The organism is Buttiauxella sp. AC142, from assembly GCF_979253435.1.
The window spans coordinates 816,546-839,410 of sequence record NZ_CEEDCH010000001.1; the positions used below are offsets into that span (position 1 = coordinate 816,546).

Sequence of the window (22,865 nt, forward strand, 5' to 3'; positions counted from 1 at the left end):
CAACACCACACATCCACAGGCTGCAAATATTTTATGACCCATCATTTGAAATCTCGAGACATCCTCGCACTGGGCTTTATGACCTTTGCGCTGTTTGTCGGCGCAGGCAATATCATTTTCCCTCCTATGGTGGGGCTACAAGCGGGTGAACACGTTTGGATTGCGTCACTTGGCTTCCTGGTGACGGCTGTAGGCCTGCCAGTGCTGACTATTGTCGCCATCGCTCGTGTCGGTGGGGGCATTGATAGCCTCAGTTCGCCAATTGGCCGCCGTGCTGGTGTGTTGTTAGCCACTATCTGCTATCTGGCTGTTGGGCCGCTGTTCGCCACGCCGCGTACTGCTACCGTTTCTTTTGAAGTGGGAATTGCCCCGCTGGTCGGTACCGGTGAGTTACCGCTGTTTATCTACAGCCTGGTTTACTTTGCGATTGTGATCGGCGTTTCGCTGTATCCGGGCAAACTTTTAGACACCGTTGGCCATGTGCTGGCCCCGGTAAAAATTGTCGCGCTGCTGGCATTGGCTGCGGGCGCAATGTTGTGGCCTGCGGGTGGTATCAGCACGGCGACTGAAGCGTATCAGAATGCTGCGTTCTCAAACGGCTTCGTGAATGGTTATCTCACCATGGATACCTTGGCATCGCTGGTATTCGGCATAGTGATTGTCAACGCCGCGCGTTCTCGTGGGGTGACTGAATCCCGCCTGCTGACGCGCTATACCATTTGGGCTGGCTTGATTGCCGGTGTTGGCTTAACGCTGATTTATCTGGCTCTGTTCCGCCTGGGTTCTGACAGCGCAACATTGGTTGCCGATCAAAACGCGAACGGTGCCGCAATTCTGCATGCGTATGTGGCTCATACTTTCGGCGGTGCGGGTAGCTTCTTCCTGGCAGCCTTGATTTTCCTGGCTTGCATGGTCACGGCAATTGGCTTGACATGTGCGTGTGCTGAATTCTTCAGCCAGTATTTGCCACTGTCTTATCGCTCGTTGGTATTTATCCTGGGCCTGTTCTCAATGGTGGTTTCCAACCTGGGTTTAAGCCATCTGATTCAGGTTTCCATTCCAGTGCTGACGGCAATTTACCCGCCGTGTATCGCGTTGGTGGTGTTGAGTTTTACCCGTCCGTGGTGGCATAACTCAACCCGCGTGATTGCTCCAGCGATGCTCATCAGCACCTTGTTTGGTATTCTCGATGGGATTAAATCATCGGCAATCAGTGATATTTTGCCCGCGTGGGCCGCGCGTTTGCCGCTGGCCGATCAGGGGCTGGCATGGTTAGCGCCAACGGTGATTATGGTGGTTCTCGCCATCATTTGGGACCGCGCCGCAGGGCGACAGGTGGCTTCAACCGCCCACTAAAATTTTTGATTTTCTTTAACCACGGGGCTTTGCTCCGTGGTTTTTTTATTGTTAAGCAGGGTGTGGAATCAATGGAAAACGCTAATAAGCTCAAGCGCGGCTTGAGTACCCGGCACATACGCTTTATGGCGTTGGGTTCGGCAATTGGCACCGGGCTGTTTTATGGCTCGGCAGACGCTATCAAAATGGCTGGTCCAAGTGTGTTGCTGGCTTACATCATCGGTGGTGTGGCGGCATATATTATTATGCGCGCGCTGGGCGAGATGTCGGTTCATAACCCATCAGCGAGTTCTTTTTCTCGCTATGCGCAAGATAACCTCGGCCCGCTGGCAGGCTATATCACCGGCTGGACCTACTGTTTCGAAATCCTGATTGTGGCAATTGCGGATGTCACCGCGTTTGGCATCTACATGGGGCTGTGGTTCCCGGCGGTGCCGCATTGGGTCTGGGTGTTGAGCGTGGTGTTAATCATTTGCGCCATCAACCTGATGAGCGTGAAGGTGTTCGGCGAGCTTGAATTCTGGTTCTCGTTCTTCAAAGTTGCCACCATCATCATCATGATTGCTGCCGGTATTGGCATCATCGTGTGGGGTATTGGCAACGGCGGCCAGGCAACGGGGATCCACAATCTGTGGACCAACGGCGGCTTCTTCAGCAATGGCTGGATAGGCATGATTATGTCGTTGCAGATGGTGATGTTTGCCTATGGCGGCATTGAAATCATCGGTATTACGGCTGGCGAAGCGAAAGATCCGCAAAAATCTATCCCGCGCGCTATCAACTCCGTACCACTGCGTATCCTGGTGTTCTACGTGGGTACGCTGTTTGTCATCATGTCCATTTACCCGTGGAACCTGGTGGGAACAGAAGGTAGCCCGTTTGTGCTGACTTTCCAGCATATGGGGATTAACGCTGCGGCAGGTATTCTGAACTTCGTGGTGATTACCGCGTCCCTTTCAGCGATTAACAGCGATGTGTTTGGTGTGGGTCGTATGTTGCACGGTATGGCGGAGCAGGGCAGCGCACCGAAAGTGTTCGCTAAAACTTCACGTCATGGCATCCCTTGGGTGACGGTATTAGTGATGTGCTTTGCGCTGTTACTGGCGGTGGTACTGAACTATCTGATTCCAGAAAACGTCTTCCTGGTGATTGCATCGCTGGCAACTTTTGCCACGGTATGGGTATGGATAATGATTCTGCTGTCGCAAATCGCTTTCCGTCGCAAGCTTTCACCAGAAGAAACCAAAGCGCTGAAATTCCCGGTTCCGGGTGGGATTGCAACCACCATCGTTGGCCTGATCTTCCTGGTGTTTATCATTGGGTTAATTGGCTGGCATCCAGACACTCGCATCTCACTATATGTGGGCTGCGTATGGATTGTGATGCTGCTGGTGGGCTGGATGTTTAAACGCCGCCAGATATTGGCCGCGAGCGAAAGCAACAGCTGAGTTTAAGCACCGATAAACGGTGGATGGCGTAAAACGTCATCCGCCGTATCACTACATCTCCGGGCACTCGACCTTACTTATCGCATCCCAGTAGTTTTTCTCGTTATTGCGTTCCAGAGCAATCCTCGCATCACGGATATACCGCTTATTATCTCCGTTGGAGAGGATTTTGTTCCCCCACGCTTCATCCGACATTTTCTTTTGTGGATGGCAGGTCTTTTTTAAGTCAACCGTAATCTGTTGTTTATACTTGCCAAATTCCAGACCTTCGTACGGCGAGCTGGCGAGTGTATTGGCCGAGTAAATGACGAAAAGAAACAGGGTGAGGTTGCGGGCGATAGACATTTCAATTTCCTCAGGCAGTGAGAATGTTCTCACTATAGGTAGCGCTAACTTATTAAGCAAACGGCTTAATTTCTCCACCCCCGTATTCCTCCCCCAATAAAAATAGCAATGATGAGTGATCCCCAGCTACGCTGTGGCAAGGTGGCGCAAATTAATTATCTGGGGACACGATTATGTTGAATGCCTGGCACCTCCCGGTGCCCCCTTTCATACAAACACGTAAAGATAAGCTGCACATCACGTTATGGGTTTCCGGCACCGACTTACCGCAGCGCGTCGTTTTGCGCTATGAAAAAGATAACGAAGAAACCTCGCTTCAAATGACTCGTCAGAAAGCGGCTCCTGAAAGTGGGGTGGTCGCCTGGCGTGGAGTAATTGATTTATCCGAAGGCCAGCCGCGCCGCCGCTACAGCTTTAAGCTGTTGTGGCTGGATAAACAGCGCTGGTTTACGCCGCAAGGTTTGAGTTCTATTCCTCCAGCGCGCCTCGAGCAATTTGCGGTCGATCTTCCGGATGATGGCCCGCAATGGGTGCAGGATCAGGTTTTCTATCAGATTTTCCCCGATCGTTTCGCCCGCAGCGAGCAACGCACGCCGGAGCAGGATCAGGTTTATTATCACCACGCCGCCAAACGCGACATTATCTTGCGTGACTGGGATGAACCGTTGATCGCGGACGCGGGTGGATCAACGTTCTATGGCGGCGATCTGGACGGTATCAGCGAAAACCTGCCGTATCTCAAGATGCTGGGCATCACCGCGCTGTATCTCAATCCGATCTTTACCGCGCCGAGCGTCCATAAATACGATACGCAGGATTACCGCCACGTTGATGTCCAGTTTGGCGGCGACCATGCATACCTGCGGCTGCGGAAAAATACGCAGCGTTACGGTATGCGTCTGATGCTCGATGGTGTATTCAACCATAGCGGCGACACTCATCAATGGTTTGATCGCCAGCAAACGCATAGCACTGGGGCCAGCCACAATCCACAATCACCCTGGCGGGATTTTTACAGTTATAACCAAGACGGGCGCGCGCTCGACTGGCTCGGCTATTCCAGTTTGCCCAAGCTCGATTACCAGTCAGCTTCGCTGGTTGACGAGATTTACCAGGGCGAAGACAGTATCGTGCGCCACTGGTTGCGGGAACCATGGGGCATCGACGGTTGGCGGCTTGATGTGGTGCACATGCTCGGCGAAGCGGGTGGCGCGAAGAATAATCTGCTGCATGTCAGCGGTATCACCAAAGCGGCAAAAGAAACCCAACCAGAAGCGTATATTTTGGGCGAGCATTTTGGCGATGCGCGTCAGTGGTTGCAGACCGATGCCGAAGATGCGGCGATGAACTATCGTGGTTTTACTTTCCCTATCTGGGGATTCCTTGCGAACACGGATATTTCCTACGATCCGCAATATATCGACGCCGAAACCTGCATGATGTGGATGGATGAGTATCGCGCCGGGCTTTCTCATCAGCAGCAACTGCGGATGTTTAACCAGCTCGATAGCCATGATACGGCGCGCTTCAAATCGATCCTTGGCAAAGATGCTGCGCGCTTGCCGTTGGCCGTGGTGTGGCTGTATTGCTGGCCTGGTGTTCCTTGCGTTTATTATGGCGATGAAGTGGGCCTGGATGGCAACAACGATCCCTTCTGTCGTAAGCCTTTCCCGTGGAACCCGGATCATCAGGATCTGGATTTGCTCGCACTTTACCAACGTCTTGGAAAGCTACGCCACAAAAGTCGCGCTTTGCGCCACGGTGGTTGCCAGGTCATTTATGCTCAGGGTGATGTGGTGGTATTTGTTCGTGTCTATCAGGGCGAGCGGGTACTGGTGGCAATCAACCGGGGTGAAGAAACGGCGGTTAACTTGCCGTGGGAGCCATTGCTAAACAACAAAGCCTGGACTCAGCTTGAAGGTGAAGCGAGTTTTGAAAATCACCAGCTTTCGTTGCCTGAGGTTTCTGTTGCGGTGTGGCGTTGCCAGTGATTCTGTAACCGGTTTCCCCTTTTGCCAGGCGGAGGGGGAAACCGGTGCTATTCTTATTCTTCGTCTCCCTGCTTAAGACCCGATTAAGTTAGACATTTCCAGATCTCATGCCAATTGGGAGGTAGCACTGCGTGCTTTCTCCTTAATTATTCTGATGAAATTTAAGGAAACCTGATGTCTATACGTGAACTTCTCGACCCAACTAACTCCACACTGATCTTTATCGATCACCAACCACAAATGTCGTTTGGTGTTGCTAATATCGATCGCCAGACCTTGAAAAACAACACGGTAGCGCTCGCCAAAGCTGGCAAAATCTTTAACGTTCCCACTATTTTTACCTCGGTTGAAACCAAAAGCTTTAGCGGCTACATCTGGCCTGAACTGCTGGCGGTACATCCTGAAATTACGCCCATCGAACGCACTTCCATGAACTCATGGGAGGACGCTGCTTTTGTCGCGGCAGTGAAAGCGACCGGGCGCAAAAAACTGGTGATCTCTGCATTGTGGACAGAAGTGTGCCTGACTTTCCCTGCATTAATGGCGCTGGAAGAAGGATTTGAGGTTTACGTCGTTACGGATACCTCTGGCGGGACTTCTGTGGACGCGCACGAGCGCTCTATTGACCGTATGGTGCAAGCCGGCGCTGTGCCCGTCACCTGGCAGCAAGTGTTGCTCGAATATCAACGTGATTGGGCACGCCGCGATACCTACGATGCGGTGATGGACCTGGTGCGCGAGCACAGCGGCGCATATGGCATGGGGGTCGATTACGCCTACACCATGGTTCATGGCGCACCGGAACGGAAAGCCTGACAGATGGCTGACAACAACACTGTCACGCTGGTGATTACTCACGCCCTGATACCGGGACAGTCTACGCGCTACGAAGAGTGGCTCGCGAAAATCATGCCTGCGGCGGCGCGCTATCCTGGGCATCTTGGCGTACATGTTATTCGCCCAACCACTGGAAATGATATTTACAACATCGTTATCCGCTTCGACACCCTGGAAAATCTCACCGCCTGGACGAAATCGGCGGAGCGGGAAGCGCTCGTCGATGAGATCAAACCGATCCTGAGTCAGGACGATCATCTGGAGGTACGCACCGAAAACGTTTTTTGGTTTACCCCGGAAACGCCGACCGTAAAACGTCCGGCAAAGTGGAAGCAATTCCTGATAACGCTGGCGGTGATCTTCCCCAGCACCAATGTTGTCCCGCGAATCACCGCTGTGATTTTTCCGTCCTGGCATGGCTCGCTTTTGTTGCACCTCATTAACGATGCGCTGGTTGTCGCGCTGGTGGTCTGGCTTTGGATGCCAGGTATGACGCGGCTGTTTGCGGGCTGGTTGAAAAAATAACGTTTCACTGCGGAGAACAGGTTATGTCGCAATCTGCTTCATTAATTCTCACGAACGGACAATTTCACACGCTTGATAGCGAAGCGCCGTTGGCGCAAGCGGTGGCGATAAAAGACGGCAAAATTATCGCTGTGGGTAACGAATCATGGGTAATGAGTTTTGCTGACAATCAAACACAACGGATCGATCTCAAAGGTCATACCGTCATTCCCGGCCTCAATGATTCGCATCTGCATCTGATTCGCGGTGGATTGAACTACAACCTCGAATTACGTTGGGAAGGCGTGCCTTCCCTTGCTGATGCACTGCGTATGTTGAAAGAGCAGGCGTTACGCACGCCATTTCCGCAATGGGTACGCGTGGTCGGCGGCTGGACGGAATTTCAGTTTGCCGAGCGCCGGATGCCAACGCTTGAAGAACTCAATGAGGCTGCACCGGATACGCCCGTTTTTGTGTTGCATCTCTACGACCGCGCACTGTTAAACCAGGCCGCGTTAAAAGCAGTGGGATACACCAAAGAGACGCCAAATCCGCCGGGTGGCGAAATCATGCGCGACCGCAATGGCAATCCAACCGGAATGTTAATAGCCAAACCGAATGCGATGATTCTGTACTCAACGCTGGCAAAAGGGCCGAAATTACCACTGGAAATGCAGGTAAATTCGACGCGCCAGTTTATGCGCGAACTCAACCGGTTGGGCATCACCAGCGCGATTGATGCCGGGGGCGGGTTCCAGAATTACCCGGAGGATTACCAGATAATCGACCAGCTTCATGCGCAAAAACAGATGACGGTGCGTATCGCCTATAACCTTTTTACTCAGCGTCCGCAGCATGAGCTGGAGGATTTTGAAAAATGGACGGATATGCTCAAACCGGGGCAGGGGACGGATTTCTATCGCGCCAATGGCGCCGGAGAAATGCTGGTCTTTTCCGCCGCCGACTTTGAGGATTTCTTGCAGCCGCGCCCGGATTTGCCCGACGGGATGGAACAAGAGCTGGAACGTGTGGTGCGCCATCTGGTTGAGCATCGCTGGCCGTTCCGTCTACATGCGACTTATAACGAGTCCATCAGCCGCATGTTGGATGTGTTTGAGAGGGTGAATCGCGATATTCCGTTTGACGGTTTGCACTGGCTTTTTGACCACGCAGAAACCATCACTGAAAAGAATATCGAGCGTGTTAAGGCGTTAGGCGGCGGGATTGCCGTTCAGCATCGCATGGCATTTCAGGGGGAATATTACGCCGCACGGTACGGAGCAGAAGCGGTTAAACAGACACCGCCGATAGCCAAAATGCTGGCTGCGGAACTACCTGTCGGCCTTGGCACTGATGCCACGCGTGTGGCGAGCTATAACCCATGGACGGCGCTGTACTGGCTGGTTTCCGGGCGTACCGTGGGTGGAATGCAAATGTATGACGACAATAACCGTCTGTCGCGTGATGTGGCGCTTGAATTATGGACGGCGGGCAGTGCGTGGTTTTCCAGCGAACAAGGCAAAAAAGGGCGTATTAAAGCCGGGCAACTGGCCGATTTAGTCGTCCTTTCAAAAGATTATTTCAAAGTGACAGAAGAGGAAATTAAAGTCATCGAGTCGGTGTTGACGCTGGTGGATGGCAAAGTGGTTTATGCCGCAGGCATGTTTACCTCCCTGGCTCCTCCTCCGATTCCCGTGTTACCCGAATGGTCGCCCGTCGTAAATGTGCCTGGGCACTATCGAGCCGAACCGCCCGCAGCGGCAAAAGTGGGCATGAACGCGCAAGTTCATCAATGTTGTGGGAGCTGTAATGTGCATGGTCATCAACATGACGCAGCGCGTAAATCGGCGATACCGGTTTCTGATGAAGGGGCATTCTGGGGCGTGATGGGCTGTTCTTGTTTTGCGTTTTGAGCAGAAAAAACCATTAAAAAAGGCCGCTTGCGCGGCCTTTTTGGCAAAAACATTTAGCGATTACAGGCTAGAAACGTTTTCGCTCAGGTATTTAGCAACGCCGTCTGGAGACGCGTTCATGCCTTCTTTCCCTTTTTCCCACTGAGCAGGGCACACTTCGCCGTGCTCTTCGTGGAATTGCAGCGCGTCAACCATACGCAGCATTTCATCAACATTACGGCCCAGCGGCAGGTCGTTAACAACCTGGTGACGCACGATACCGTTTGTGTCGATCAGGAAAGAACCACGCAGCGCAACGCCTGCGTCTGGATGTTCGATGCCATAAGCTTTCTGAATTTCACGCTTAATGTCAGCAACCATCGCGTATTTCACTTCGCCGATACCGCCGTTTTCAACAGGGGTTTTACGCCATGCGTTGTGAACGAATTCGGAGTCAAAAGATACACCAACGACTTCTACGCCACGTTTCTGGAATTCTTCGTAACGCTTGTCGAACGCAATCAGTTCAGACGGGCACACGAAAGTGAAGTCCATTGGCCAGAAGAACACAACGGTGGTTTTACCATTGGTGTGTGCTTTGAAGTTGAAGTTTTCAACGATTTCGCCACTGCCGAGAACGGCTGCAGCGGTAAAGTCAGGGGCTGGACGAGTAACCAGGACCATATGTACTCCTGTTAATTTTGTTAAAGTGAGTGTTAACGCAACGGGGGGAGTATAGGGGTGGCAATCCCTCTAACTCAAGCATACTGCGCCAATTAATCAGATAGGATTTACCTATCAAAAAATGAATATTCACATAGCGGCGATCCAAAATAGCCCTTTTTAGTAAAAGGGCAAGTATTTAATCGTGGTGCTGCGACAGGCTACAAATTCTTTCGTTCGGCCAGTTCCATCATGCGTGGGTAAAACTGCCAGAACAGCTCCTCAAGTTCGTTATAATGGGTATCGAGATCCTGCCAGGAGGCTCGCAAAGCATCGAGTTTTGGTCTACGCGACGCCATCCCATTGAGAACATTCGCAATAAACGCCATGTCGCTGTAACGCTCGAGCCAGCGCTCGTCCCACAAGTACTGATTAAGATTGATAAAGCGGGGCGGGGTATCTGACAGGAAGGGTTCGATCCTGGCGCGTGCATAAGCGACAAATTCCGGCAGAGGGATCGCTGGGTTCAGGGTTTGCCAGTGGCGTGACACAAAATGATCCCACATCACATCAAGCGTTATTGGTGCGACGCGTCGGGTTTCCGGGCGGAACCATTGCCGCGCAATCGCCACTTCCGGTAAACCATCAGTCAGAACATCCACACGGCGGTGCATTCGGATGCCAGCCACTACATCGCCTGGGAAACTTTCATCCGGGTTTCCACGCACAAAATCAGCCAGCAGATTTCCGAGAAGGGAACTGTCAGCAAGACTTGCGAGATGTAAATGGGCGAGAAAATTCATAGTAACCTTATTCGTAAATGGCGTAAGGGGAGGCTTATTCCTTGCAGGGAAAGCCCCCTGGCACTAGACTGTAGCGCCACTTTTTAAGTCTTGAGTTCTAAACCATGCGTGTTGCCGATTTTTCCTTTGAATTACCTGAATCCTTGATTGCCCATTATCCACAAGCACAGCGTAGTGGGTGTCGTTTGCTGTCGCTGGAAGGGCTGACAGGTAATTTAACGCATGGCACTTTCACCGATCTGCTCGACAAGCTCAACCCTGGAGATTTGCTGGTCTTTAATAATACCCGCGTCATCCCGGCACGCCTTTTTGGCCGTAAAGCGAGCGGCGGTAAGATTGAAGTGCTGGTCGAGCGTATGCTGGATGACAAACGCATTCTCGCGCATATCCGCGCCTCTAAAGCACCGAAACCAGGCGCTGAATTGTTGCTGGGCGATGATGAAAGCGTACATGCCACCATGGTTGCGCGCCACGATGCGCTGTTTGAAGTGCAGTTTGAAGATGAGCGCAGCGTGCTTGATATCTTAAACAGCATCGGCCATATGCCGCTGCCGCCGTATATCGACCGCCCGGATGAAGAGTCTGACCGCGAACTTTATCAAACCGTGTACAGCCAGAAACCGGGGGCTGTAGCCGCACCGACCGCTGGCCTGCATTTTGATGAACCACTTCTGGAAGCGCTGCGCAATAAAGGTATTGAGCAGGCGTTTGTCACGCTGCACGTAGGAGCCGGGACATTCCAGCCAGTGCGCGTTGATAGCATCGAAGACCACATCATGCATTCCGAATATGCGGAAGTGCCTCAAGATGTCGTTGATGCTGTATTGGCTTGTAAAGCACGTGGTAATCGCGTTATCGCGGTTGGCACCACATCCGTTCGTTCGTTAGAAAGCGCGGCTCAGGCAGCAAAAAATGACCTGATCGAACCTTTCTTTGGCGACACACAAATTTTCATCTATCCAGGTTATCAATACAAAGTGATTGATGCGCTGGTGACCAATTTCCACCTGCCGGAATCGACGCTGATCATGCTTGTTTCCGCGTTTGCTGGTTATAAAAACACCATGAACGCCTATAAAGAAGCCGTAAGTTCCGAATATCGCTTTTTTAGTTACGGGGATGCCATGTTCATCACGTACAATCCGCAGGCGATTAATGAGCGCCCTGGCGCTTAATCATTGAATTTTGCGCCGCTGGCTATCGCCAACGGCGTATTGGCTTAATCATCAGACTGTTTATCTGATGCAGGAGAAAATGTGAAATTTGAATTAGATACCACCGATGGACGCGCCCGCCGTGGCCGCCTGGTGTTTGACCGTGGCGTAGTAGAAACGCCAGCTTTTATGCCAGTTGGCACTTACGGCACCGTAAAAGGGATGACGCCGGAAGAAGTTGAAGCCACTGGTGCGCAAATTATTCTGGGCAACACTTTCCATCTGTGGCTGCGTCCTGGCCAGGAAATCATGAAGTTGCACGGTGACTTACATGATTTCATGCAGTGGAAAGGCCCAATCCTGACTGACTCTGGCGGTTTCCAGGTGTTCAGCCTGGGCGATATCCGTAAGATTACCGAAGCTGGTGTGCACTTCCGCAACCCAATCAACGGCGATGCGATTTTCCTCGATCCTGAAAAATCTATGGAAATTCAATACGATCTCGGTTCTGACATCGTCATGATCTTTGATGAATGTACGCCTTACCCGGCTGACTGGGATTACGCTAAGCGTTCAATGGAGATGTCTCTGCGTTGGGCACAGCGCAGTCGCGATCGCTTTGATTCTCTTGAGAATAAAAATGCGTTGTTTGGCATTATTCAGGGCAGCGTTTACGAAGATTTACGAGATATCTCGGTAAAAGGTCTGGTAGAGATTGGCTTTGATGGCTACGCTGTCGGCGGCCTTGCAGTAGGTGAGCCGAAGGAAGACATGCACCGTATTCTGGAGCATGTTTGCCCACAAATCCCTGCGGACAAGCCTCGTTACCTTATGGGCGTAGGTAAACCGGAAGATTTGGTTGAAGGTGTTCGTCGCGGTATTGATATGTTCGACTGCGTGATGCCAACCCGTAATGCACGTAATGGCCATCTATTCGTCACCGAGGGCGTGGTGAAAATCCGTAATGCGAAGCATAAAGATGACACTTCGACGCTGGATTCTGAGTGTGATTGCTATACGTGTCGCAATTATTCACGTGCCTACTTGTATCATCTTGACCGTTGTAACGAAATACTCGGCGCGCGGCTCAACACGATTCATAACTTGCGCTACTACCAGCGTTTAATGGCTGGTTTACGCAAGGCCATTGAAGAGGGTAAATTAGAGCACTTCGTGAGTGATTTTTACGAGCGAATCGGTAAACCAGTTCCACCTTTGAATGTTGATTAATTTAATAATGAGGGATTTTTAATGAGCTTTTTTATTTCTGATGCGGTAGCCGCAGGTGCTTCACCTGCGCAAGGTAGCCCGTACTCTTTGATTCTTATGCTGGTGGTATTTGGTCTGATCTTCTATTTCATGATCCTGCGCCCACAGCAAAAACGTACTAAAGAGCATAAAAAGCTGATGGACTCCATCTCTAAAGGGGATGAAGTGCTGACTACCGGTGGTCTGGTTGGTCGCGTAGTGAAAGTAGCTGAAACTGGCTATATCTCTATCGCACTGAACGACACTACCGAAGTCGTTATCAAGCGTGATTTCGTAGCTGCCGTTCTGCCGAAAGGCACTATGAAGGCGCTGTAATATTCGTTTTTCCCTAAGGGAACTACCGTGCTAAACCGCTATCCTTTGTGGAAGTACATCATGCTGATCGTCGTCTTTGCCGTCGGTCTGCTATACGCACTTCCCAACCTATATGGTGAGGATCCGGCAGTTCAGATCACTGGCGCGCGCGGCGTCGCCGCCAGTGAGCAAACGCTGATCCAGGTCCAGAACACCTTAAACGCAGAAAAAATAACCGCTAAGTCTGTGGCGCTGGAAGAAGGTGCGATCCTTGCACGCTTTGATACCACTGACACGCAACTGCGTGCTCGTGAAGCGCTCATGGGCGTCCTTGGCGATAAATACGTTGTCGCTCTTAACCTTGCTCCAGCTACTCCTCGCTGGTTATCTGCCATTTCCGCAGAACCGATGAAACTCGGTCTTGATCTGCGTGGTGGCGTGCACTTCCTGATGGAAGTTGATATGGATACCGCCCTGAGTAAACTCCAGGAGCAGACCATTGATAACTTGCGCACCGATTTGCGCGACAAGAGCATTGCTTACACCAACGTGCGTAAAGCCGATAACTATGGTGTTAATGTTGTCTTCCGTGACAGCAAAACGCGCGATGACGCTATCTCTTATTTAACTCCACGCCATCGTGATCTGGTGATTTCTGCTCAGGGCAGCAACGCAATGCGTGCTGTAATGACAGATGCTCGCCTGAGCGAAGCGCGTGAATATGCCGTTCAGCAGAACATTAATATTCTGCGTAACCGTGTAAACCAACTGGGTGTGGCTGAACCTCTGGTACAGCGTCAGGGTGCGGACCGCATCGTCGTTGAACTGCCAGGTATTCAGGATACAGCACGTGCAAAAGAGATTCTTGGCGCGACTGCAACGCTTGAATTCCGTCTGGTTAACACTAACGTAGATGCTTCCGCTGCGGCTTCTGGCCGTGTGCCGGGCGATTCCGAAGTGAAAGATACCCGTGAAGGTCAGCCGGTTGTCCTGTACAAGCGTGTGATTCTGACCGGTGACCACATCACTGACTCGACTTCCAGCACCGATGAATACAACCAGGCTCAGGTGAATATTTCACTCGATAGTGCTGGCGGTAACATCATGTCTAACTTCACCAAAGACAACATCGGCAAACCGATGGCGACTCTGTTTGTGGAGTACAAAGACAGCGGAAAGAAAGATGCAACCGGTCGTGCGATTCTGGCGAAACAAGAAGAAGTTATTAACGTGGCAAACATTCAGTCACGTCTGGGTAACAGCTTCCGTATCACCGGCATCAGCAACCCGAACGAAGCGCGTCAGCTTTCTCTGCTGCTGCGTGCTGGTGCGTTGATTGCGCCTATTCAGATTGTTGAAGAGCGTACCATCGGCCCAACTTTGGGTATGGAAAACATCAAGCAAGGTCTGGAAGCATGTCTGGCAGGTCTGGCCGTTTCAATCATCTTTATGCTGTTCTTCTATAAGAAGTTTGGCCTGATTGCGACCTCAGCGCTGTTGGTTAACCTGGTGATGATTGTTGGGATTATGTCCCTGTTACCAGGGGCGACGCTCACTATGCCAGGTATTGCGGGTATCGTGTTAACCCTTGCGGTGGCGGTGGATGCCAACGTACTGATAAACGAACGTATTAAGGAAGAACTTAGTAACGGGCGCTCGGTACAACAGGCTATCCACGAAGGCTACCAGGGCGCGTTCAGCTCTATCTTCGATGCCAACATTACGACGCTTATCAAGGTCATCATCCTGTATGCCGTAGGCACCGGGGCAATTAAAGGCTTTGCAATCACAACCGGTATTGGTGTGGCGACGTCCATGTTTACCGCCATTGTCGGTACCCGTGCCATCGTAAACCTGTTGTACGGCGGCAAACGCATCAACAAGCTGTCTATCTGAGGAGTGCGTTGTGGCACAGGAATATACTGTTGAACAATTAAACTACGGCCGTAGAGTCCATGACTTTATGCGCTGGGATTTCTGGGCTTTCGGTATCTCCGGGTTCCTGTTAATCCTTTCTATCGCCATTATCGGTGTGAAAGGTTTTAACTGGGGTCTGGATTTCACTGGCGGTACGGTTATCGAAATCTCGCTGGAAAAACCAGCAGATTTAGACCAGATGCGCGAAGCACTGCAAAAAGCGGGCTTTGCGGAGCCGCTGGTTCAGAACTTCGGTAGCAGCCGTGACATCATGGTGCGCATGCCACCTGCCCAAGGGGAAACCGGTGGGCAAGTGCTGGGCAGCAAGGTTGTTCAGGTTATTAACGAAGCGACTAACCAGAATGCTGGCGTAAAACGTATCGAATTTGTCGGCCCAAGTGTGGGTGCGGATCTGGCTCAGAATGGGGCACTGGCGTTGTTAGCCGCGCTTATCTCAATTCTGGTTTATGTCGGCTTCCGCTTTGAATGGCGTCTGGCTGCGGGTGTGGTAATTGCGTTGATGCACGACGTGGTGATTACTCTGGGCGTGCTGTCGCTATTCCACATTGAGATTGACCTGACAATTGTCGCATCGTTGATGTCGGTTATCGGTTACTCACTGAACGACAGTATCGTAGTATCGGACCGTATTCGTGAGAACTTCCGTAAGATTCGTCGCGGTACACCGTATGAAATCTTCAACGTTTCTTTGACGCAAACGCTGCATCGTACGTTGATTACTTCTGGTACTACCTTAGTCGTGATTCTGATGCTGTATCTCTTCGGTGGAGCAATGCTGAAAGGCTTCTCACTGACGATGCTCATCGGTGTTTCTATCGGTACGGTTTCTTCTATCTACGTCGCGTCTGCACTGGCGTTGAAACTGGGCATGAAGCGTGAGCACATGCTACAGCAGAAAGTAGAGAAAGAAGGTGCGGATCAGCCGTCGATTCTGCCTTAATCATCAGGTCGTTCACTGATAGTAAAACCGCAGCCCTGGTGCTGCGGTTTTTTTTCGCCTGAGCAAAAGTCTCCTGACAGTAGGCTGTCAGGAGGGGCTGGGTAGACTCAATGTTGAACATCACCATTGAGGAGTTAAAAATGAACACTATCATCAATTGGTTTGAAATCCCTGTGCAGGATCTTGAACGGGCTACAGCATTTTATGAGGCTGTTTTTACAGCTAAATTTCATCGCGAATCGATGCCTGGAATGGAAATGGCCATATTCCCACACGATAAACCCAATCCTGGCGGTGCATTACTGAAGGCGGATGCGTTTAAACCTTCCGCGCAAGGGTCTGTGGTTTACCTGCATGCTTCTGATTTAACGACCATGCTTGAACGAGTCGCAAAAGCTGGCGGGGAATGTGTTTTTGGTCCGCAAGTTTTGCCTGATGATATTGGTACTTTTGCGCTGATTTTAGATAGTGAAGGGAATCGAGTTGGGTTACATCAACCCGCGTAAGGACAGATATACTCAATGAGCAATGCCTGCTGATTAATCGGCAGGCATAACCATCACCAGGGAGGCCTATGAGCCGAAGAGCTGACCGCCTTTTTCAGATAGTCCAGATCCTGCGTGGGCGGCGTTTGTCTACGGCAGCCATGCTTGCGGAGCGGCTCGAAGTTTCTGAGCGCACCATTTATCGTGATATTCGCGATCTTTCCCTTTCAGGCGTTCCTGTTGAAGGGGAGGCGGGTTGCGGCTACCGGTTATTGCCCGGTTACGATTTACCACCGCTGATGTTTACTCCCGGCGAAGTGGAAGCCTTAGTGGCGGCTATTCGTTTAGTTCAAACGTGGAGCGGTGAAACTCTGGCGCAAAATGCCGGAACAGCGGAAGAAAAGCTGTTGGGGATACTGACGCCACAACGACGCGCAGTGGCGGAGCGATGCCGGATTATCTCGCCGGATTTTAATAAGTATCCGCAGGTAAAAATTTGGTTTGACGTTTTTCATGCCGCTATCGGCAAACTGCAGATGGTGAATCTGAGCTACCGGGATGAAAAGGGAAATGCGTCGAGCAGAAAAGTACATCCGCTCGGACTGACCTTCTGGGGCGAAGTTTGGTTGTTGGTGGCCTGGTGTGAAACGCGTGAAGATTACCGCAGTTTCCGGTTGGACAGGTGCCTTTCGGTGACGCTCACTGGTGAGTACTTTGCTGAGCGGCCCGATCGTTCTCTGGCTGACTTCATTAATTTGCAGCATAGCGAAGGCTGTTTACCAGACACAAAAAAGCCGATCGGCAAATAGCGGATCGGCTTTTCGATGATTCAGACGGTTATCAGAAGTTGTAACCTACAACCAGGTAACCACCCCAACCGGTAGAACGCACATTGAAATCACCATCACCGAAGTTCAGGCTGGCGTTATCTGCCCACTGACCACCGTTGTGCCAGTAACGAGCAACCACAGAGTAATGCCAGTGATCGTAGTTCAGCGCAAGGATATGGCTGGAAGCGATGGAGTTGCTGGTACGGGCGTGTTTGCCCTTATTGTCGATGAAGTTGTCATCGCCCAGATCTGAACCCCAGTCGAAGTTGGTGAAGCCGATGTAGCTCAGGTTACCGCCCCACAGGGAAGTAATCGGCACAAAGTATTTCACTTTGAAACGGTAGCCATCCCACTCGTTTTCGTTGGACGCGCCATAGTTCTGCCACTGGTATTTTGCATACACGTTCAGAGACAGGCTCATCGGCAGACCGGTGTCGATGTCGGTACCCAGACCCATATACCAGGTGTTTTGTTTGCTGGCATCGTCGCCGTGAGCACCCATATCGTAGATATAGTTGTTCGCGATGTACCATTCTTTAAATGGACCAAATGCCAGGCTAGTGCCGGTCAGCTTGTCGATAGAGAAGCGGGGTTCAATCTCCATAAACATACGAGAACCGTCATCCCAGATGCCCTTATCGTTGCCGTTGCCCCACTCGAAGGTTTTTGGAATATCGATGTAGCCATAAAAATCTAACCAATCTTTTTTGGCAAACGCTTCATATTCCAGGTAGACGTCGTTAGTGATTTTTGGTCCGAAACGCGTGTGGTAGCTACCTACAACGTTAACGCTTTGGTGCCACCAGTCGGAAACGTACTCAGAGTTTTTAGTATCGTCGGCGTGCGCCGTGAAAGAGCTTGAAAGCGCCAGGGCGGTGCTAGCCGCCAAAATAATTTTTTTCATAATTTTATATGCCACTGTTTTTTCATGATTCCCGTGAGGGCAGGAGGCGAGTCATCACCTAAAGTCATCAACCATTCAGCTGGTTTCTTATTGACGCGCCTATTATAGAAATCCCTGCTCACAAAAATATGTTTCATTTCACATTATCGCCACATGCGTAATCGATTGCGTTCACGTTTGCGCACATTAAAAACGGGCGATATTCTACCTGCTTCGTAAATTTAAGCAAATGCATGAGGCAAAGTTACAAATATATGTGATTCAGATCACTGGATTTATTGGCGGTACGGTAGGCCATTTGTCACACTTTCTCTGGCAAGATGTAACAAAAAACGCAGATGTTACTGAGGTTTACCCCCACTGGCGTGAGGGTTGCGGAGATTATTGCGCGGGCAATGCCTGTGAAGGGTCTACCGGCTGAATGTCATGAATACGCACGAAACCGGGTTGATTTGGTGAAAGCCCTGAAAGTTGCAATGGAATGCTGACATCGCTCGGCGCTAAGACGCTGGCAGGTGCGCTGAATTGTTGCGACTGAACGTTCACTTCCTGGTAGTTATCGGTCGTGCCCTGAATCTGCCCCCATTCTACTTTGCCAGTGAAAGCAGGCAGCGGATCGTTCGACTCGCCCTTAATGATGAGCATCACCCGGCTGCCGTTGGCTTCAGGCGTGATGCTGCTCAGAGACATTTGCAAATTGCCCAATTGGCTGTTCAGGCGAGCGGGCGTTTTGGAGCCGGGTAGCAAATAAACGCCAGTTGTTGATTTGGCATTGAGCGAATTTTGTTGCGTCAGCTTGACGGTCTGGTCGGTGAGTTGGGTCATTTCTTTATTTAACGAACCCACTTCATTCTTCATCTGGCGGACTTCAGTTTGTTGGGCGCAGGCGCTGAGGCTTACCAGGCTGCTAACCAGGAGAATTCTTAGGTAACTCTTTGTCATCGCTAATTTTTCCTTAAAGTTTCGTCCTGATTTAAGCGTAGTCTGGCAGGAATGAAAAGTCATATTTCTTAGCATTACGTGGCGTTGCCTTTGTACTACCGCTACTTCGCGGTAAACTATTCTTCATTTGAAAAATCATTCAGGACGCGCCATGCATTGCCCATTCTGTTTCGCAGTAGACACCAAAGTGATTGATTCCCGGCTTGTCGGCGAAGGGTCTTCCGTGCGTCGTCGCCGTCAGTGCCTGGTTTGTAATGAACGTTTCACGACGTTTGAAGTGGCAGAACTTGTTATGCCGCGCGTGGTGAAAAGTAATGATGTTCGTGAGCCGTTTAATGAAGACAAACTGCGCAGCGGTTTTTTAAAAGCGCTGGAAAAGCGCCCTGTCAGTTCCGATGACGTAGAAATGGCGATAAACCATATCAAATCCCAATTACGTGGCACCGGCGAGCGTGAAGTACCGAGCAAAATGATCGGTAATCTGGTGATGGAGCAGCTCAAAAAACTCGATAAAGTGGCCTATATCCGCTTTGCTTCGGTTTATCGCAGCTTTGAAGATATCCGTGAATTTGGCGAAGAAATTGCCCGCTTACAGGATTAATGCTGATGTCGCTTGATGAAAAATTTATGGCGCGTGCTCTGCAACTGGCAAAGCGCGGACGTTTCACCACCATGCCAAACCCGAATGTTGGCTGTGTGATTGCCAAAGATGGCGAAATCGTTGGCGAAGGTTTTCATTTTCGTGCGGGCGAACCTCATGCAGAAGTTCACGCGTTGCGTATGGCGGGCGACAAAGCACAAGGTGCGACGGCGTATGTCACTCTGGAACCCTGCAGCCACCATGGGCGCACACCGCCTTGCTGCGATGCTTTAATTGCTGCGGGGGTGAAGCGAGTGGTTGCCGCGATGCAGGATCCGAATCCGCAAGTTGCCGGGCGAGGTTTGTACCGTCTGCAACAGGCTGGCATTGATGTCAGTCACGGCTTGATGATGAATGAAGCCGAGGCCATTAACCGCGGTTTCCTGAAGCGTATGCGTACTGGCTTCCCTTATATTCAACTTAAACTTGGTGCATCGCTGGACGGACGTACCGCCATGGCGAGCGGCGAAAGTCAGTGGATCACTTCGCCTGAATCACGCCGCGATGTGCAGCGTCTGCGTGCGCAAAGTGCCGCGATTCTTAGCAGCAGTGCCACGGTTCTGGCGGATAACCCTTCATTAACCGTACGCTGGAATGAATTAGATAGCGCCACACAGGCGGTTTATCACGAAGAAAACCTGCGTCAGCCAACACGCATTATTCTGGACCGTGAAAATCGAGTGACGCTAGAGCATAAAATTATCACGCAAGCAGGAGAGACCTGGCTTGCCCGATGCAATGCAGACCAGCAAACGTGGCCCGAAGGGGTTGAGCAGTTTATCGTGCCGGAGCATAACGGCCATCTGGATCTGGTGGTGATGATGATGCTGCTGGGCAAGCGCCAGATAAACTCTATTTGGGTAGAGGCGGGCGCCACCCTCGGCGGCGCGCTGCTGCAGGCAGGTCTTGTTGATGAACTGATTGTCTACGTTGCGCCAAAATTATTAGGCAATGATGCGCGTGGCCTGTGTAACCTGCCAGGGCTTGAAAAACTCGCTGATGCGCCCGAATTTAGCTTTAGCGAAGTTCGTCAGGTCGGCCCAGATTTGTGCCTGCATTTGACACCGCGATACGCGCGTTAGTAAAACGTAAGCAGCCGCGAAAAGATTATGATAAAATCCGCCCCCCTAACGGGGCTAAACAGAACCGGAAAGGAAGAATATGAACATCATTGAAGCAGCCGTTGCTACTCCAGACGCTCGCGTCGCCATCACCATCGCGCGTTTTAATAACTTCATCAATGACAGCCTGCTTGACGGTGCGATTGACGCCCTGAAACGTATTGGCCAGGTTAAAGATGAAAATATCACCGTGGTCTGGGTTCCGGGTGCTTATGAGTTGCCACTGGCGGCAGACGCACTGGCGAAAACCAAGCGTTATGACGCAGTGATTGCGCTGGGTACGGTTATCCGTGGCGGCACAGCTCACTTTGAATACGTTGCTGGTGGTGCCAGCAACGGCCTGGCGCATGTTGCTCAGGAAACGGGTATTCCAGTCGCCTTTGGCGTGCTGACCACTGAAAGTATTGAACAAGCCATCGAACGCGCTGGCACAAAAGCCGGTAACAAAGGTGCAGAAGCTGCACTGACCGCGCTTGAAATGATTAATGTATTGAAAGCCATCAAGGCCTGATTTTTTGTAAGGGGAAATCTGTGAAACCTGCTGCTCGTCGCCGTGCCCGTGAGTGTGCCGTTCAGGCGCTTTACTCCTGGCAGTTATCTCGAAATGACATCGCTGATGTCGAATACCAGTTCCTGGCGGAACAGGACGTCAAAGACGTTGACGTTAACTACTTCCGCGAACTGTTGGTCGGGGTGGCTACTAACAGCGCGTATCTGGATGGGCTAATGAAGCCTTATCTGTCCCGTCAGCTCGAAGAGTTGGGTCAGGTAGAAAAAGCGGTTCTGCGTATCGCACTGTTTGAACTGGCTAAGCGTGATGACGTGCCGTACAAAGTGGCGATTAACGAAGCCATCGATCTTGCGAAAACCTTCGGCGCCGAAGACAGCCACAAGTTCGTGAATGGTGTACTTGATAAAGCTGCTCCGCAAATTCGTCCCCGCAAGAAATAATCTCCAGGCCGGTTAACCCCGGCCTATTTTTCATTCCTTTATTAAACTCAGAGGCATTACGCATGGCATGCGGTGAGTTTTCTCTGATTGCCCGTTATTTTGATCGCGTAAGCAGTTCCCGTCGCGATGTGGAAACCGGAATCGGCGATGATTGTGCATTGCTGACGATAGCCGAGAAGCAAGTCCTCGCGATCAGCACCGATACGCTAGTCTCAGGCATCCACTTCCTGCCGGATATTGACCCTCGTGATTTAGGCTACAAAGCGCTGGCGGTTAATTTGAGCGATTTGGCTGCTATGGGCGCCGATCCGGCCTGGCTGACGTTGGCTATTACCCTTCCTGAAGTCGATGAAAGCTGGCTTGAAGCCTTCAGCGACAGCCTGTTTGAACAACTCGATTACTACGATATGCAGCTGATTGGCGGCGACACCACGCGTGGCCCACTCGCGATGACGCTCGGCATTCATGGCCTCGTGCCAGCGGGGCGTGCTTTAAAACGCAGCGGCGCACGTCCTGGCGACTGGATTTACGTGACGGGTACACCGGGCGATAGCGCCGCAGGTCTGGCTATTTTGCAGGACCGTTTAGCGGTTAAAGAGGCTACACAATCTGCTTATCTGAAAAAGCGCCATTTGCGACCGACGCCGCGAATCCTGCATGGTCAGGCATTACGTGATTTAGCGAGCAGCGCCATTGACCTGTCTGACGGGCTAATTTCCGATTTAGGTCATATCCTTAAAGCCAGCGAGTGCGGGGCGCGTATCGATCTCGACGCTCTGCCATATTCGACCGCCTTAAAAGAAAACGTCAGCGCAGAACGTGCGTTGCAGTGGGCGCTTTCGGGTGGCGAAGATTACGAGTTATGCTTTACGGTCCCGGAAATGAACCGTGGCGCACTGGATGTTGCGATAGGCAATCTGGGTATTCCATTTACCTGTATCGGTCAGGTTGGGCCTGAGTCTGAAGGGCTACAGTTTTTACAAAATGGCAAACCGGTTACGCTGGACTTAAAAGGATACGATCACTTTGCTCCGCTCTAAAGATGTAGCTAAAAGCCGTCTCAAGCTCAGCAATCCGTGGCATTTACTTGCTACCGGTTTTGGCAGTGGATTAAGCCCGATTATGCCTGGCACAGTGGGGTCGCTTGCGGCGATCCCGTTCTGGTATTTGATGACTTTCCTGCCGTGGCAGGTCTATTCCATGGTCATCATGCTGGGTATTTGTATCGGTGTTTATCTTTGCCATCAGACCGCACGCGACATGGGCGTTCATGACCACGGCAGCATCGTGTGGGATGAGTTTATTGGCATGTGGATTACCCTGATGGCGCTGCCTGTTAACGACTGGCGCTGGGTGGCCGCAGGATTTTTAGCTTTCCGTATTCTTGATATCTGGAAGCCATGGCCCATCCGTTGGTTCGATCGCAACGTTCACGGCGGCATGGGGATTATGGTGGATGATATTGTCGCAGGCGTGGTTGCTGCGGGGATTATTTACCTGATTGGTCACCATTGGCCGATTGGTTTGTTCTGATTTGAACTAACCCTCACCCCGGCCC

The 22,865-nt window shown here is 51.3% G+C and carries 24 protein-coding genes; 19 read left to right on the forward strand and 5 right to left on the reverse strand.

The genetic code is table 11. The features are described 5' to 3' along the window. Positions 1–33 precede the first annotated feature (33 nt). Together brnQ and proY are read left to right on the forward strand one after the other, a co-directional pair. Entirely contained in the window at positions 34–1,356 is a 1,323-nt protein-coding gene (gene brnQ / locus AC0IWZ_RS03695; RefSeq protein WP_172895410.1) for a branched-chain amino acid transporter carrier protein BrnQ, read from the forward strand. Between the two features lie 71 nt (positions 1,357–1,427). Next, entirely contained in the window at positions 1,428–2,804 is a 1,377-nt protein-coding gene (gene proY / locus AC0IWZ_RS03700; protein ID WP_034493825.1) for a proline-specific permease ProY, read from the forward strand. A gap of 51 nt (positions 2,805–2,855) precedes the next feature. Here proY and AC0IWZ_RS03705 read toward each other — a convergent pair whose 3' ends face one another. Further along, on the reverse strand, positions 2,856–3,149 hold the full coding sequence (locus tag AC0IWZ_RS03705; protein ID WP_471678131.1) for a YicS family protein: 294 nt from the start codon (positions 3,147–3,149) through the stop codon (positions 2,856–2,858). Positions 3,150–3,322: 173 nt separating this feature from the next. Here AC0IWZ_RS03705 and malZ point away from each other — a divergent pair, with 173 nt between their 5' ends. The 4 genes from malZ (at position 3,323) to AC0IWZ_RS03725 (ending at position 8,394) form a co-directional block, all read left to right on the forward strand. Then, the gene (gene malZ, locus AC0IWZ_RS03710; RefSeq protein WP_471678130.1) at positions 3,323–5,140 is read left to right on the forward strand and encodes a maltodextrin glucosidase; all 1,818 of its coding nucleotides are present in this window, start codon (positions 3,323–3,325) and stop codon (positions 5,138–5,140) included. A 174-nt stretch (positions 5,141–5,314) separates the two neighbouring features. After that, a complete protein-coding gene (locus tag AC0IWZ_RS03715; RefSeq protein ID WP_034493684.1) occupies positions 5,315–5,956 on the forward strand; it encodes a hydrolase in 642 nt (213 codons plus the stop codon). A gap of 3 nt (positions 5,957–5,959) precedes the next feature. After that, the gene (locus AC0IWZ_RS03720; protein ID WP_034493685.1) at positions 5,960–6,502 is read left to right on the forward strand and encodes an antibiotic biosynthesis monooxygenase; all 543 of its coding nucleotides are present in this window, start codon (positions 5,960–5,962) and stop codon (positions 6,500–6,502) included. Positions 6,503–6,525: 23 nt separating this feature from the next. Continuing rightward, complete coding sequence (locus AC0IWZ_RS03725) at positions 6,526–8,394, forward strand: amidohydrolase (protein ID WP_471678129.1); 1,869 nt, start codon at positions 6,526–6,528, stop codon at positions 8,392–8,394. A gap of 60 nt (positions 8,395–8,454) precedes the next feature. Here the strand turns inward: AC0IWZ_RS03725 and AC0IWZ_RS03730 are convergent, their stop codons facing one another. After that, positions 8,455–9,057: a peroxiredoxin C gene (locus tag AC0IWZ_RS03730; RefSeq protein ID WP_115630557.1), complete on the reverse strand. Its 603-nt coding sequence runs from the start codon at positions 9,055–9,057 to the stop codon at positions 8,455–8,457. 200 nt (positions 9,058–9,257) lie between these two features. Next, positions 9,258–9,839: an ACP phosphodiesterase gene (gene acpH / locus AC0IWZ_RS03735; RefSeq protein ID WP_034493687.1), complete on the reverse strand. Its 582-nt coding sequence runs from the start codon at positions 9,837–9,839 to the stop codon at positions 9,258–9,260. Positions 9,840–9,943: 104 nt separating this feature from the next. Here acpH and queA point away from each other — a divergent pair, with 104 nt between their 5' ends. The 7 genes from queA to AC0IWZ_RS03770 all read left to right on the forward strand — a co-directional run bounded on the left by queA (position 9,944) and on the right by AC0IWZ_RS03770 (position 16,728). Continuing rightward, complete coding sequence (gene queA / locus AC0IWZ_RS03740) at positions 9,944–11,014, forward strand: tRNA preQ1(34) S-adenosylmethionine ribosyltransferase-isomerase QueA (RefSeq protein ID WP_471678128.1); 1,071 nt, start codon at positions 9,944–9,946, stop codon at positions 11,012–11,014. Positions 11,015–11,095: 81 nt separating this feature from the next. After that, positions 11,096–12,223 carry a tRNA guanosine(34) transglycosylase Tgt gene (tgt, locus tag AC0IWZ_RS03745; protein WP_471678127.1) on the forward strand — a complete coding sequence of 376 codons (1,128 nt, stop codon included), beginning with the start codon at positions 11,096–11,098 and terminating at the stop codon, positions 12,221–12,223. Positions 12,224–12,244: 21 nt separating this feature from the next. Further along, the gene (yajC, locus tag AC0IWZ_RS03750) at positions 12,245–12,577 is read left to right on the forward strand and encodes a preprotein translocase subunit YajC (RefSeq protein ID WP_034493690.1); all 333 of its coding nucleotides are present in this window, start codon (positions 12,245–12,247) and stop codon (positions 12,575–12,577) included. A gap of 27 nt (positions 12,578–12,604) precedes the next feature. Continuing rightward, positions 12,605–14,452 (forward strand): protein translocase subunit SecD, encoded by a 1,848-nt coding sequence (gene secD / locus AC0IWZ_RS03755; RefSeq protein WP_072011135.1) that lies wholly within the window; start codon positions 12,605–12,607, stop codon positions 14,450–14,452. Positions 14,453–14,462: 10 nt separating this feature from the next. Further along, positions 14,463–15,434, forward strand: a complete 972-nt coding sequence (secF, locus tag AC0IWZ_RS03760) for a protein translocase subunit SecF (protein ID WP_034493692.1) — start codon at positions 14,463–14,465, stop codon at positions 15,432–15,434. 140 nt (positions 15,435–15,574) lie between these two features. Next, positions 15,575–15,940, forward strand: coding sequence for a VOC family protein (locus tag AC0IWZ_RS03765; protein ID WP_471678126.1), 366 nt, complete (start codon positions 15,575–15,577; stop codon positions 15,938–15,940). A gap of 68 nt (positions 15,941–16,008) precedes the next feature. Next, the gene (locus AC0IWZ_RS03770; protein WP_471678125.1) at positions 16,009–16,728 is read left to right on the forward strand and encodes a helix-turn-helix transcriptional regulator; all 720 of its coding nucleotides are present in this window, start codon (positions 16,009–16,011) and stop codon (positions 16,726–16,728) included. Between the two features lie 31 nt (positions 16,729–16,759). Here AC0IWZ_RS03770 and AC0IWZ_RS03775 read toward each other — a convergent pair whose 3' ends face one another. Both AC0IWZ_RS03775 and AC0IWZ_RS03780 read right to left on the reverse strand, forming a co-directional pair. Then, on the reverse strand, positions 16,760–17,653 hold the full coding sequence (locus AC0IWZ_RS03775) for a nucleoside-specific channel-forming protein Tsx (RefSeq protein WP_410372376.1): 894 nt from the start codon (positions 17,651–17,653) through the stop codon (positions 16,760–16,762). 381 nt (positions 17,654–18,034) lie between these two features. Further along, positions 18,035–18,595, reverse strand: a complete 561-nt coding sequence (locus AC0IWZ_RS03780) for a SadB/YajI family lipoprotein (protein WP_034493694.1) — start codon at positions 18,593–18,595, stop codon at positions 18,035–18,037. Between the two features lie 151 nt (positions 18,596–18,746). On the opposite strand from AC0IWZ_RS03780, the gene nrdR reads away from it, so the two are divergent. The 6 genes from nrdR (at position 18,747) to pgpA (ending at position 22,840) form a co-directional block, all read left to right on the forward strand. After that, entirely contained in the window at positions 18,747–19,196 is a 450-nt protein-coding gene (nrdR, locus tag AC0IWZ_RS03785; protein WP_034493695.1) for a transcriptional regulator NrdR, read from the forward strand. A gap of 5 nt (positions 19,197–19,201) precedes the next feature. Continuing rightward, on the forward strand, positions 19,202–20,317 hold the full coding sequence (gene ribD / locus AC0IWZ_RS03790; protein ID WP_410372375.1) for a bifunctional diaminohydroxyphosphoribosylaminopyrimidine deaminase/5-amino-6-(5-phosphoribosylamino)uracil reductase RibD: 1,116 nt from the start codon (positions 19,202–19,204) through the stop codon (positions 20,315–20,317). Between the two features lie 79 nt (positions 20,318–20,396). After that, positions 20,397–20,867, forward strand: coding sequence for a 6,7-dimethyl-8-ribityllumazine synthase (gene ribH, locus AC0IWZ_RS03795; protein ID WP_034493696.1), 471 nt, complete (start codon positions 20,397–20,399; stop codon positions 20,865–20,867). Between the two features lie 20 nt (positions 20,868–20,887). After that, entirely contained in the window at positions 20,888–21,307 is a 420-nt protein-coding gene (gene nusB, locus AC0IWZ_RS03800) for a transcription antitermination factor NusB (RefSeq protein ID WP_034457944.1), read from the forward strand. A gap of 62 nt (positions 21,308–21,369) precedes the next feature. Continuing rightward, positions 21,370–22,347: a thiamine-phosphate kinase gene (thiL, locus tag AC0IWZ_RS03805; protein ID WP_471678124.1), complete on the forward strand. Its 978-nt coding sequence runs from the start codon at positions 21,370–21,372 to the stop codon at positions 22,345–22,347. Beyond that, on the forward strand, positions 22,328–22,840 hold the full coding sequence (gene pgpA / locus AC0IWZ_RS03810) for a phosphatidylglycerophosphatase A (RefSeq protein ID WP_034493698.1): 513 nt from the start codon (positions 22,328–22,330) through the stop codon (positions 22,838–22,840). Before thiL ends, pgpA begins: the two co-directional genes overlap by 20 nt. The last annotated feature ends 25 nt before the right edge of the window (positions 22,841–22,865 follow it).